Source organism: Azospirillum sp. BE72 (genome assembly GCF_031455875.1).
Lineage (GTDB): Bacteria > Pseudomonadota > Alphaproteobacteria > Azospirillales > Azospirillaceae > Azospirillum.
The window spans coordinates 87942-100083 of sequence record NZ_JAVDTO010000006.1; the positions used below are offsets into that span (position 1 = coordinate 87942).

Genomic DNA, 12142 nt, shown 5'->3' on the forward strand with positions numbered 1-12142 from the left:
TGGGCCACGACCGGCCGGCCGTTATGCCAGGACGGTGTCGTACAGCAGCTTCAGGTTCAGCACGACGATCACCGTGGCGACGATCCAGGACAGGGTGGCGACCCAGCCGGGAACGACGAAGTTGCCCATCTTGCTGCGGTCGGTGACGAAGCGGACCAGCGGGATCACCGCGAAGGGCAACTGCATCGACAGCACCACTTGGCTGAAGACCAGAAGTTGCGCCGTGCCGCGTTCGCCATAGATCGCCGTCACCACCACCACCGGGATGATGGCAAGCCCGCGGGTCAGCAGCCGGCGCGCCCAGTGCGGCAGGCGCAACCGCAGAAACCCCTCCATCACGATCTGGCCGGCCAGAGTCGCCGTCACCGTGGAATTCAGGCCGGAGGCCAGCAATGCCACCGCGAACAGCGTGGAAGCGATGCCGAGGCCGAGCAGGGGCGACAGAAGCTCGAACGCCTGTCCGATCTCCGCCACCTCGGTATGGCCGCTGCCGTGGAAGACGCTGGCTGCCAGGATCAGGATGGCGGCATTGACGAACAGGGCCAGCATCAGCGCGATGGTGCTGTCGGCGGTGGCCCAGGTTATGGCGTCGCGCCGCCCCTCCTCCGTCCGCGGATATGCGCGGGTCTGCACGATGGAGGAATGGAGATACAGGTTGTGCGGCATCACCGTCGCCCCCAGGATGCCGATGGCGATGTAGAGCATCTCCGGGTTGGTGACGATCTCCGCCGACGGGACGAAACCGTGCAGGACGGCGGCCACCGGTGGAGCGGCGGCGGCGATCTGCACCATGAAGCAGCCGGCGATGACCACCAGCAGCGCGATCACGAAGGCTTCCAGATAGCGGAACCCCCGCTGCATCAGCAGCAGGACCAGGAAGGCGTCGAGCGCGGTGATCAGCGCGCCGCCGATCAGCGGGATGCCGAACAGCAGGTTCAGCGCGATGGCGGTGCCGATCACCTCGGCAAGGTCGCAGGCGATGATCGCCGCCTCGCACGCCACCCACAGCACCAGATTGACCGGTCGCGGGTAATGGTCGCGGCAGGCCTGCGCCAGATCGCGCCCGGTGACAATGCCGAGCCTTGCCGCCAGCGACTGCAGCAGGATCGCCATCAGGTTCGACAGCATGATGACGGCCAGCAGCGTGTAGCCGAACTGCGACCCGCCGGCGAGGTCGGTCGCCCAGTTGCCGGGATCCATGTAGCCGACCGACACCATGTAGCCCGGCCCGGCGAAGGCCAGCATCCGGCGCAGCCACAGGCCGCCCTGCGGCACCGCGATGGATGCGTGGACCTCCGGCAGGCTGAGCCGCGTCTCTCCATCCGCGCTGGAATATTTCCAGGCCTTCGGGGTTGGCAGGGCGGCTTCGGCTTCCGACATCGGCGAGACTCCTGGCCGAGTTGCGAATTGGTATCAGTCAAGTATGTACCGGGACAACGAGTATGCAAGGTGCTATACTTTCCGTACCGCAACTTTTTGCCGGAATCGCCATCCACCCCCGAAGGATGCGGCTCCTGAAGGATGGGGCCGGCCGGATCGATGGTGGGCTTGACGGCCGGCGGTTGGCGTCGGAGGGTGGGGCGCAACCGTTTGGGCATGGCTTTCAGAGGAGTCGACGCGCGCGATGGCCGAATCCCGGAAGTCGCCTGATTGGGAAGAGGGTGGAGCAGCGCCAGCCGAAACTGCCTTGCCCGATGCCGAACTGCATGCCGAGGGGTTCCGCCGGACGCGGGAGGCGCAGCGCTCCGCCCTGGCCGAGGATTATGTGGAACTGATCGCCGATTTGATCGAAAGCGGGCAGGAGGCACGGCAGGTGGACATCGCCGCGAGGCTGGGCGTGGCGCAGCCCACCGTCGCCCGCATGCTCGACCGGCTGGCGGCGGAGGGGTTGGTCACCCGCAAGCCCTACCGGGCGGTGTTCCTGACCGATGCCGGCCGCCGGATCGCCGAGGAAAGCCGGGAGCGCCACCAGACGGTGGAGGCCTTCCTGCGCTCCCTCGGCGTCAGCGCCGACATTGCCCGCATCGACGCCGAAGGCATCGAGCACCATGTCAGCGCCGAGACGCTGGACGCCTTCCGCCGCGCGCTGGCGCGGGGCGGCTGACCGTCATCCCGCCTCAATGGCGTCCTCAGTGGCTCCCGCAGGAGCCGCCGTGGCGCCGCACCGGCTTCGGGCCCGCCGCCTCGCAGCCGCGGCAGCCCCCGCCGCAACCGCCCGCCGGCGACGGCGGGGCCGGGCGGCCCGCCAGACGGCGCAGGCGGTCGCGGGCGGCGGCCGGCAGCAGGATGGTCCAGGCGACCCAGGCGAAGGCCAGGGTGACGATCAGGCCGACGACGAGTGATTCCATCATCGCTCACCCTCCCAGCAGGGCGCTGGACACCCGGAAGGTGACGAAGGCGGCACCGTAGGCGAGCAGCGTCATGTAGGCGATCATCACCAGCATCCAGAACCAGGAGTTGGTCTCCCGCTTCACCACCGACAGGGTGGAGACGCATTGCGGGGCGAACACGAACCACGCCAGCAGCGACAGCGCGGTCGGCAGGCTCCAGTCTGCCGCCAGCACGCCGGACAGCGAACCGGACAGCGCGTCGCCCGTCTCGCTCAGCGCATAGACGGTGCCGAGGGCTGCCACCGCCACCTCGCGGGCCGCCATGCCCGGAACCAGCGCGATGGCGATCTGCCAGGTGAAGCCGATGGGCGCGAGCAGCGGCGCCAGCGCGTGGCCCAGCATCCCGGCGAAGCTGTAGTCGATCGCCGGGCCGGTGGCGCCCTCGGGCGCGCCGGGGAACGTGCCGAGGAACCACAGCAGGATCATGATGGCGAAGATCACCGTGCCGGCGCGGGCCAGGAAGATGCGGGCGCGTTCCAGCAGGCCGATCAGGATGTCGCGCGGGCTGGGCAGCCGGTAGGCCGGCAGCTCCATCAGCAGCGGCTCGCGCGCGCCCTTGAAGATCGTGCGCTTCAGCACGAAGGCGACCGCCAGCGCCGACAGGATGCCCGCGGCATAGAGCGTGAACATCACCAGCCCCTGCAGCCCGATCATGCCGCCGGCCACCGTCCGTTCGGGGACGAAGGCGGCGATGATCAGCGTATAGACCGGAAGCCGGGCCGAGCAGGTCATCAGCGGCGCGATCATGATGGTGGCCAGCCGGTCGGCGCGGTTTTCGATGGTGCGGGCCGCCATGATGCCGGGCACGGCGCAGGCGAAGCTGGACAGCAGCGGGATGAAGGCCCGGCCGTGCAGGCCGACGCCCCCCATCAGCCGGTCGAGCAGGAAGGCCGCCCGCGCCATGTAGCCGGTGGATTCCAAGATCAGAATGAAGAGGAACAGCACCAGGATCTGCGGCAGGAAGATCACCACGCTGCCCACCCCGGCGATGATGCCGTCGGTGATCAGGCTCTTCAGCATGCCGTCGGGCAGGGCGGCGCCGGCCGCCGCCTGCACCCAGCCCAGGGCGCCGTCGATCATGTCCATCGGCAGGGCCGCCCAGGCGAACACCGCCTGGAACATCAGGAACAGCACCAGGAACAGGAAGGGCAGGCCGATGGCCGGGTGCAGCAGGGCCGCGTCGATGCGCTGCGTGGCGAGCGACGGCTTGCCGGCGTCGCGGAGCGCGGCGGCCAGGATCGCTTCGACCTCCTGATGGTAGGCGCGCAGGTCACGCGCCGACGGCTCGCTCCAGCCGCAGGGGGAAGGGGGGCCGTCGCCCGCCATCACCATCATGCTGCGGTCGATCTGGTCGAGCAGGCCGACCACGCCTGTGCGCTTGATCGCCACCGTCGGCACCACCGGCACGCCGAGCGCCGCCGACAGGGCCGCCGCGTCGACGCGGCAGCCGCGCGCCTCGGCGACATCCATCATATTGAGCGCCAGGATGATGGGGCGGCCGAGCTTCTTCAACTCCAGCACCAGCCGCAGATGCAGGCGAAGGTTGGTGGCGTCGGCGACGCAGACCATCACGTCCGGCGGCGTTTCATGCTCGAACCGGCCGAGCACGACGTCGCGCGTCACCTCCTCGTCGGGGGACCGGGCGCGCAGGCTGTAGGTGCCGGGCAGGTCGAACACCTGGACGCGGGCGCCGGCAGGGCTCAGGAACTCGCCCACCTTGCGCTCCACCGTGACGCCGGGATAGTTGGCGACCTTCTGGCGGGCGCCGGTCAAGGCGTTGAACAGGGCGGTCTTGCCGCAGTTCGGATTGCCCACCAGCGCGATGCGCGGCAGCGGGGCCAGAACGGGTGCGGCCATAACGGCAGAATTCGACATCGCGGAAATCCTTTCCGCAGGAAGGGGAGGCGACGCTCAGCCGAGCGTCACCAGAACGGCGTGCGCCTCCGCCCGGCGCATGGCCAGGGTGTGGTCGTTGATGCGCACGGCAAGCGGATCGGAGCCCGGGAATCCTTCATGCAGGATCTCCACGCGGGCGCCTTCGATCAGGCCCATCTCGATCATGCGGCGTTCCAGTTCGCCGGGCGGCAGCGGGGTGGCGACCGCGCTCTCGTCGAGACCGGTCACCACCGCGCGCTGGCCCTTGCGCAACGCGCTGAGACGGCAGCCGTCCACGGCGGACGGCGGGTCGGAGGAGGTGCCGGGCGCCGGACCGGGCGTCATGCGGGCAACGGGGGAGGAAACGGTAACGGAAGCGGGTCCGGAGGACGGACCCGACACGGGGGCAGTCATTGGGGATCACCTTTCGGCTGCACGGCACCGACAGGGCGTGCAATTCGGCGGCACCGGGCCGCAGGCGCCATAATGATGCGAATCACTCTCAACAGCGATGTGGCGAAGCGTCGCAAAGCCCTGCCTTGCACATGCCGAAAAGGCGGAGGCGGACAGGGAGCGTGGTCATAGGCCCATTTTTTCATGCAATTTTGGTATGCAGGCTCGGTGTGAGTTGCCATGCACGAACAGCCAGTGGACCCACTTCGCGTGGAGGCGCTGGGTGCACCCCAATCTGAAATAGCGCCGAAAGGCGTATGCTGCACTGCAACCGACATTTGTCCTTGGGCGATGGGGATCGCGGTTGCTTTGGTATGTACTGTAACGCAGACAATAAAACGGTCTTTATTTACATAGCAAGATAGTTGTTCCCTATCTCTGCGAGTATCGGTCAGCATTTTACCAAAGATTTTCAGTATCAGTGATCTGAACAAACTGCATACGCGGATATGTAACAATCCTGAAGGAACGTTTATTTCCGATGCAATTTCGGTTTACCAAATCTTTGGAGTTACGATTTAGCCTCCAACTCACTTCTTGAAAGCGGTTGTGTGTTTGGAGCTGTCTATGCAACCAAATTCGGTCGCACGTCCGCGCGTGACTCTGCCTGTCATCACAGCAATTAGCCTCTTCACCCTGTCTTTTCTGGTTTGCGCTAAATTTTATGCAAACGTTGCCTCGGCAATTGAGTTCGATGCCGCACAAGTTGTGCTCGGTGCCGTTCGTGATCGCTTGATGACGGTTGCCGCCGTGGTTTCGACTGTGGTGGCGCTGTTGGCTCTGTGGGCGCCGGCCCAGCTGCGTGCGGCCGGAGCCACGCCCTTGCGCGCCATCATGATGGTGACGACGGCCCTGATCGCCTTCGCGGCCGGGACGCTGCCGCAGCTGGCCACCGTGTTGCCGGCCGAGGCACTGCGCGGCGTCCTCTACGACGGCGGCGTTCTGCTGCTCGTTTCGCTTCTGCTGGTGTTCGAGGTTCTGCTCCTGCTTGCCGCCGCGCCGCGCCGCCCGGCACCGGCATCGGAACCCGCATCGGCGGTGGCGGGAATGCGCGCCGCGCTGTTCCTGTTCATGCTGGCGGAAGAGCTGTCGCGCTCCTTCCTGCCGCTCTACACGCGCGAGCTTTACACGCCGGTGCCCGGCCTGTCGGAAACCCTGATGATGGGGCTGCCGATCGGGCTGTTCATGGCGCTGGTCGCGGTCTTCACCCCCTTCGCCGGCGCCTGGGCCGACCGGTTCGGCAGCCGCCGCACCCTTCTGCTCGGCACCCTGCCGGCGGTTGCCGGATTCGCCGGGACGGCGCTGGCCGGGTCGCTGGCCGAACTGCTGCTGTGGCGCAGCGCCTGCGCGCTCGGCTATGCGGTGATGTTCATCGGCGCGCAGGGCTTCATCGCCCGCCACACCCCGGCCGGACAGCGGGCGCGCGGCATGGCGCAGTTCGTCGCCGCCGTGGTCGTCGCCGGGCTGTGCGGCGCGCCGCTGGGCGGCATCCTGGCCGACCTTCTCGGCTATCGCGCCACCTTCGCGGCCTCGGCCCTGCTGGCGCTGGCCGCCGCCGTCGCCGCTGCGACCCTGCTTCCGGCCGACCGGGTGGAGTGGGCGCAGAACCGCCGCTTCCGCCTGGGCGAGGTCACAGGCCTGCTCGCCAATCCGCGCTTCGTCGCGCTGCTGCTGTTCTCGTCGGTGCCGACGAAGCTGATGCTGACCGGCTACCTCTTCTATCTGGTTCCGGTTTCCCTCCATGCGGCGGGCGAGACTCCGGCGGGGATCGGCCGGCTGATGATGACCTATGGGTTGATCATCGTGCTGCTCGGTCCCTGGGTGTCACGGCTGTCCGACCGAACCGGCCGCCATGCCCTGTTCGCCGGGATCGGCGGGCTGGTCGGCGGGGCCGGCACGCTGGCGATCCTTCAGGACCCCGGCGTTGCGGGCATCCTGGCCGGCATCGCGGCATTGGGTGTCGCCCACGCGCTGAACAACGCCACCCAGCTGGCCCTGGTGCCGGAGGTTTGCCGCACGGAATGCGCCCGCATGGGCGAGTCCAGCGTCTTCGCCGTCTACCGCCTGCTGGAGCGGGGCGGATCGGTGGCCGGCCCGCTGCTGGCCGCCGCCGTCGCCGACCGCTTCGGGATTCAGGCGGCGCTGGTGACCCTGGGTGGCCTGGGCATGCTGTGCGGCACGGCCTTCTGCGCGGTGTTCTTGCTCGCTCCCGCCACAGCCCCCGCATCACGGACGGCCGGGGAGGGCGCAGCCCCATGACCACGGCGTCTCCCCTGCCATTTCCGCATTCATCGATCCCCCACCCATCTCTCACGGAGGCGAAGACGCCCATGCCTGACCAGATGCTCGTGGAGCCCCTTCGCGCCATGCCGGCCCCGCCGCTCCGCGGCGGCCAGACCCTTCCTGCCGATGGCCGCCACTGCCGCGCGATGGAGGCGTTGCGCGCCACGCTGGATGCGCTCGGCATCGGATCGGCCGAAGAGATCAATTGGAAGACTTACGAGACGATCATGCGGGTGATCGAGCCGTTGATCGGGGCCGGCCACACCCTGCGCCATTTCGACTATACCCACAGCGCCGAGCTGCAGCCCGGCACGGTGGAGCGGCTGCGCACCGACTACAGCATCCGCCTCGCCTACACGGAATGGGGAAGCCCGCAGAATCCGGCGCTGATCTGCCTCGGCGGCATCGCCAACTCGGCCCGGCGCTTCGACTACATCGCCCGTGCCTTATCTCGCCATTACCATGTCCTGTGCCTGGACTGGGCGGGGCGCGGCCGCAGCGGCTGGCTGGCGGACCAGTCGGACTACAGCTTCGACGGCAACGTCGCCCAGGTGCTGGCGCTGATCCGGCACAAGCGGCTGGGGTCGGTCACGCTGCTCGGCTCCTCGCTTGGCGGCAACGTCGCCATGCGGGTGGCGGCTCAGGCGCCGGAGCTGGTCGACGGCCTGATCCTCAACGACATCGGCCCCTTCATCCCGAACGAGCGCCGCCGCCGCCGCGCCGAATCGGTCGCCCGCCACTATGTCTTCCGCCATCCGGCCCAGCTGTTCCACCGCACCGGCGCCGCTCAGAAGAACGACGGGCCGGTGGACGACACCGTGCTTCTGCACAACAGCTTCCACCAGACCCGCTGGTCGGAGGAGAATGGCGGCCGGGTCTACCGCCACGACATCCGCGCGCTACAATGCTACCGCGACGGCGCCGCCCAGGACCACGACCAGTGGGACGACTGGCAGCGGGTATCCTGCCCGGTGCTGCTGGTCCACGGCATGATGAGCGACGCGCTGCAAGAGTCGACCATCGCGCGGATGATGGAGAAGCCGCGGGTCGGCGTCGTCCATGTGCCGGACGTCGGTCATACCCCGACGCTGAGCGATCCGCTGCACATCGATACCCTGCGCCGCTGGATGGCGGCTCCCCATGGCTGGCCGGCGGAAAGCACCATCGGCTGGACCGCGGGCGCCGACCGCATCCTGTTCCGGTGAGGGGGGCGATGACCGACCGGTTCCATTTCGTGCGCCACGGCCAGACCGAGGACAACCGCCGCGGCGTGCGCTGCGGCGGCGACCGCGACATTGCGCTGACCGAGATGGGCATCGAGCAGGCCCGCCGGGCGGCGGAGCGTTTCCGCGACCAGGGGCACGATTGCGGCCTCGTGATCGCCGGGCCGTTGCGGCGCACCTCGGTCACCGGCGCGCTGTTCGCCGAGGCGCTGGGCGTCCCGCTTCTCTCCCGCGACTGGCTGCGCGAGCGGCGGCTGGGGGAGTGGAACGGGCTGCCGATCGAGCTGACCCGCCCCTGGTTCGCCGCCGGCGAAACACCGCCGGGTGGGGAGAGCGAGGGCGTGTTCGCCGCGCGCGTCCTCGACGGGGTGGAGGAACTCGCCACCTCGCCCGCCAATTCCGCCGCCGACCTGCTGGCCCGCCGGCCGCTGCTGGTCGGCAGCAAGGGGATCGGCCGCATCCTTCTGCACCGTCTGGCCGGCCGGCCGGGGGTGGAGCTGGAGAATTGCGAGGTCGTGGCCTTCACCCGCCTGTCCGCCCCGCCGGGCGGGCCGGGGCGGTGGCGCTGCGACCAGCTGGAGAGACTGGCCGGATGCGCGGCCTGAGCGAAGACCACCAACAGACCAACCAATTCGAACGATGCGTGGATGCCATGCGGTGCCGCGTGGATCAGGACTGAGGAGAAGGGCGTGATGAAGCTCAAGATTGGTACGCGGCTGATGCTGCTGGTGTTCGGCGTGGCGCTGCTCAGCACGCTTGCCGGCGCCACCGTCCACCTGACGGGAATGCGCACGAACCTGATCGAACAGCGCAAGGCCAAGGTCAAGGAGATGGTGGACGCCGCATCCTCCGTGATCGCGCTGTATGGCGAACAGGAGAAGGCCGGCAAGCTGCAGCGCTCGGAAGCGCAGGAACTCGCCCGCAACGCCGTGCGCGCCATGCGCTATGGCAACGGCGAGTATTTCTTCGTCTACGACTATGCCGGCGTCAGCCTGGTCCATGGCCTGCGCCCGCAGGTAGAGGGCAAGAACCTGCTGAACCTGAAGGATCCCGACGGCGTTCCCTTCAACGTCCAGATGACGGACGCGGCAAAGGCCGGCGGCGGCTTCGTCGCCTTCCGCCACAAGCGCACCGACGCCGCCGACCCGTCGCCGAAGATCGCCTACGCCACCGGCTACCAGCCCTGGCAGTGGATGATCGGCACCGGCGTCTATACCGACGACGTCGATGCGGAATTTCAGGCCCGCGCCCTGCGTGAAGTGGGCGTCACCCTGCTGCTGCTGGCGATCAGCGTCGCCATCGGCATCTGGGTCTCGCGCGGCCTGTCGCGCCCGCTGCTGGCCGTTCGCGACGCGCTGGGCCGGATCGGCGGCGGCGACCTGACCGTTTCCGTTCCCCATGCCGACCGTCCGGATGAGATCGGCGACATGGCCCGCGCCGTGGCCGGCCTCGCCACCACGCTGCAGACCGCCCGCGACGAGAGCCAGCGCGCCGAACTGGACCGCGCCGCCCGCGACATCCAGCGCGAGCGCCTGTCCGCCCGCGCCGCCGAGTTCGCCCGTGCGATGGACGAGGTCGTGGCGACGCTCAGCACCACCACCGTCGCCCTGCACGAGCGCACCGCCGCCCTCAGCAACGACGCCGCCAGCACCACCGATCAGGCGCATGCCGCCGCCGGCGCCGCCCAGGGCGCATCCGACAGCGTCGAGTCGGCGGCTCTCGCCAGCGAGGAGCTGCGCGGGTCCATCGCAGCCATCAGCCGTCAGGTGGAAAGCGCCGCCCAGACCGCATCCCGCGCGGTGACCGAGACCTCCAACACCACCGGAATCGTCACCGGCCTCGCGTCGGCCGCCGAACAGATCGGCGCGGTGGTGGAGCTGATCAACTCCATCGCCGGCCAGACCAACCTGCTTGCGCTGAACGCCACCATCGAAGCGGCGCGTGCCGGCGAGGCCGGCAAGGGCTTCGCCGTCGTGGCGAGCGAGGTGAAGAGCCTCGCCACCCAGACCGCCAAGGCGACAGAGGACATCCAGTCGCAGGTGGGGGCGATCCGTGCGGCCACCGCCAACGCCATTGGCGCCATCGAGGGCATCGCCAGCCTGATCACCAACCTCAGCGCCCTGAACGGCGAAGTGGCGTCGGCCGTGCAGCAGCAGGAGGCGGCGACCCACCAGATCTTCGCCAACGCCCGGACGGCCGCCGACAACTCGCGTCAGGTCACCAGCAGCGTCGGCTCGTTGTCGGCGACCATGACCACCACCAGCGAGCGCATGCGCCTGGTGTCCACCAGCGTGGAAAGCGTGTCGGAGCAGTCGGAGCGTCTGAAGGACGAGGTCCGCCGCTTCGTGGCCGAAGTCAACGCGGCCTGACCGGATGGTAATGCGCTCCCGGCGGTACAGGCCGCCGGGAGCCGCCTCCCGGTCGATTTCTTCGCTTCTGAAGCCCCTCTCCCCTTGTGGGAGAGGGGTTTGGGGTGAGGGGTAGCACAGTTATAAATTCCAACGGCTTTCAGCCGGCTGCCCCCTCATCCCAACCCTTCTCCCACAGGGGGAGAAGGGCTTTTGGCGCGGAACGGCGCGACTCCGACGCTAAATGCAATAGCTTCCGCCGATTTCTGCCCTCTCATTTCCGCCCTTGTTCCGGTTGTGCGGCCGGGACCAAATAGGGACCTGAAATGGGGCCGTCGCCCGGTGGCAGCGGTCGGGAAGGCAGATGATGACTGAGATTCAAAAGGATCCCTTCGCCGCGGCGGCATCCTTCAATGCCGGCGTCTATGGGACCAGCATCCGGCCGGTGCAGGCCGACAGGCTGGCCGAGGCCGTGCGCCGCCTGTTGCGGGCTGCCGGCAGCGAGGCGGAGGAGGCGCGGGTGGTGGCCGACCATCTGGTCGAGGCGAACCTGCGTGGGCATGACAGCCACGGCGTTGGCATGCTCGCCATGTATATGCCGGCCATCGCTGCCGGATTGCTCCGCCCCAACCAGCACGCGACCGTGATCGGCGAGTCCGGTCCCTTCCTCTCGGTCGCGGGCGGAAGCGGCTATGGTCAGCTGATCGCGCGGGAGGCGACGGATCTCGCCATCCAGCGGGCAAGGCGGGACGGGCTGGCGGTGCTGTCCCTGCGCGACAGCCATCACATCGGCCGCGTCGGCTCCTATGGCGAGCAATGCAGCGATGCCGGCCTCGTCGCCATGGCCTTCGTCAATGTCGTCACCCGCCCGGCGGTCGCGCCGCATGACGGCACCCGGCCGCGGCTGGGCACCAACCCGATCTGCATCGCCATACCCGCCACGCAGGCTACTCCGGCCCTGATCCTGGATTTCGCCACAAGCGCCGTGGCCGTCGGCAAATGCCGCGTCGCCATGGGCAAGGGGCAGGAGATGGCGCCAGGATTGCTGCTCGACTCTCAGGGTGAAGCCACGCGCGATCCCGGCGTGATGTTCCGGGATCCCTCCGGCGCGCTGCTGCCGCTGGGCGGCCACAAGGGCTTCGGCCTGTCGCTGATGTGCGACGTGCTGGCCGGCGCGCTGGCGTCGGCGATGCCCGGCACGCCATCGCACCAGGATTCCGGACGGGTGATGAACAACATGTTCGCCATCGTCTTCGACCCGGCGCGCGGCGGCAACGCCCAGTGGGCCGCGGATCTCGACGATCTGGTCGCCTATATCCGCGACACGCCCACGGCGCCCGGCGCCGACTCCATCCAGCTGCCGGGCGAGCCGGAAAGCCGCACCCGTCGGCAGCGGCTGGCCGCCGGCATCCCACTCGACGGCGCCACCCTGGCGATGCTGGACAGCCTGGGCCGCGAGCGCGGCGTGGAACTGGCAGAGTTGCTGGCCTGACCATTTGCGACGCCTGAAGGGCGCGGCCGCAACCGCTTCCGCGCTCCTGTCGCCCCTGCCTCTGCCCGTGTTCCTGCG

The 12142-nt window shown here is 68.7% G+C and carries 10 protein-coding genes; 6 read left to right on the plus strand and 4 right to left on the minus strand.

Annotated features, from left to right (window positions below; genetic code table 11):
* Nucleotides 1-21: 21 nt before the first annotated feature.
* Nucleotides 22-1380, minus strand: a complete 1359-nt coding sequence (locus J2Y49_RS17785) for an Nramp family divalent metal transporter (protein ID WP_310116195.1) — start codon at nucleotides 1378-1380, stop codon at nucleotides 22-24.
* A gap of 244 nt (nucleotides 1381-1624) precedes the next feature.
* On the opposite strand from J2Y49_RS17785, the gene mntR reads away from it, so the two are divergent.
* Complete coding sequence (gene mntR / locus J2Y49_RS17790) at nucleotides 1625-2104, plus strand: manganese-binding transcriptional regulator MntR (RefSeq protein WP_310116197.1); 480 nt, start codon at nucleotides 1625-1627, stop codon at nucleotides 2102-2104.
* Nucleotides 2105-2129: 25 nt separating this feature from the next.
* Here the strand turns inward: mntR and J2Y49_RS17795 are convergent, their stop codons facing one another.
* From J2Y49_RS17795 to J2Y49_RS17805, 3 genes are read right to left on the minus strand one after another with little or no spacing between them, the layout of a single operon-like run.
* Entirely contained in the window at nucleotides 2130-2351 is a 222-nt protein-coding gene (locus J2Y49_RS17795; RefSeq protein ID WP_310116198.1) for a hypothetical protein, read from the minus strand.
* Nucleotides 2352-2354: 3 nt separating this feature from the next.
* Nucleotides 2355-4265, minus strand: a complete 1911-nt coding sequence (locus J2Y49_RS17800; RefSeq protein WP_310116199.1) for a ferrous iron transporter B — start codon at nucleotides 4263-4265, stop codon at nucleotides 2355-2357.
* Nucleotides 4266-4301: 36 nt separating this feature from the next.
* A complete protein-coding gene (locus tag J2Y49_RS17805; RefSeq protein ID WP_310116200.1) occupies nucleotides 4302-4679 on the minus strand; it encodes a FeoA family protein in 378 nt (125 codons plus the stop codon).
* Between the two features lie 774 nt (nucleotides 4680-5453).
* Here J2Y49_RS17805 and J2Y49_RS17810 point away from each other — a divergent pair.
* The 5 genes from J2Y49_RS17810 (at nucleotide 5454) to J2Y49_RS17830 (ending at nucleotide 12064) form a co-directional block, all read left to right on the plus strand.
* Nucleotides 5454-6977: an MFS transporter gene (locus tag J2Y49_RS17810; protein WP_310116201.1), complete on the plus strand. Its 1524-nt coding sequence runs from the start codon at nucleotides 5454-5456 to the stop codon at nucleotides 6975-6977.
* 71 nt (nucleotides 6978-7048) lie between these two features.
* On the plus strand, nucleotides 7049-8206 hold the full coding sequence (locus J2Y49_RS17815) for an alpha/beta hydrolase (protein ID WP_310116202.1): 1158 nt from the start codon (nucleotides 7049-7051) through the stop codon (nucleotides 8204-8206).
* 8 nt (nucleotides 8207-8214) lie between these two features.
* Entirely contained in the window at nucleotides 8215-8829 is a 615-nt protein-coding gene (locus J2Y49_RS17820; RefSeq protein WP_310116203.1) for a histidine phosphatase family protein, read from the plus strand.
* An 87-nt stretch (nucleotides 8830-8916) separates the two neighbouring features.
* On the plus strand, nucleotides 8917-10593 hold the full coding sequence (locus J2Y49_RS17825) for a methyl-accepting chemotaxis protein (RefSeq protein ID WP_310116204.1): 1677 nt from the start codon (nucleotides 8917-8919) through the stop codon (nucleotides 10591-10593).
* A gap of 346 nt (nucleotides 10594-10939) precedes the next feature.
* Complete coding sequence (locus tag J2Y49_RS17830) at nucleotides 10940-12064, plus strand: malate/lactate/ureidoglycolate dehydrogenase (protein WP_310116205.1); 1125 nt, start codon at nucleotides 10940-10942, stop codon at nucleotides 12062-12064.
* Nucleotides 12065-12142: the final 78 nt, after the last annotated feature.

Excerpts from the sequence above, each read along its gene's own strand:
- J2Y49_RS17825 (WP_310116204.1), top strand. The coding sequence starts at position 8,917 with ATGAAGCTCAAGATTGGTACGCGGCTGATGCTGCTGGTGTTCGGCGTG.
- J2Y49_RS17795 (WP_310116198.1), bottom strand. The coding sequence starts at position 2,351 with ATGATGGAATCACTCGTCGTCGGCCTGATCGTCACCCTGGCCTTCGCC.
- J2Y49_RS17830 (WP_310116205.1), top strand. The coding sequence starts at position 10,940 with ATGACTGAGATTCAAAAGGATCCCTTCGCCGCGGCGGCATCCTTCAAT.
- J2Y49_RS17800 (WP_310116199.1), bottom strand. The coding sequence starts at position 4,265 with ATGTCGAATTCTGCCGTTATGGCCGCACCCGTTCTGGCCCCGCTGCCG.
- J2Y49_RS17785 (WP_310116195.1), bottom strand. The coding sequence starts at position 1,380 with ATGTCGGAAGCCGAAGCCGCCCTGCCAACCCCGAAGGCCTGGAAATAT.
- J2Y49_RS17820 (WP_310116203.1), top strand. The coding sequence starts at position 8,215 with ATGACCGACCGGTTCCATTTCGTGCGCCACGGCCAGACCGAGGACAAC.
- J2Y49_RS17810 (WP_310116201.1), top strand. The coding sequence starts at position 5,454 with ATGACGGTTGCCGCCGTGGTTTCGACTGTGGTGGCGCTGTTGGCTCTG.
- mntR (WP_310116197.1), top strand. The coding sequence starts at position 1,625 with ATGGCCGAATCCCGGAAGTCGCCTGATTGGGAAGAGGGTGGAGCAGCG.
- J2Y49_RS17815 (WP_310116202.1), top strand. The coding sequence starts at position 7,049 with ATGCCTGACCAGATGCTCGTGGAGCCCCTTCGCGCCATGCCGGCCCCG.
- J2Y49_RS17805 (WP_310116200.1), bottom strand. The coding sequence starts at position 4,679 with ATGACTGCCCCCGTGTCGGGTCCGTCCTCCGGACCCGCTTCCGTTACC.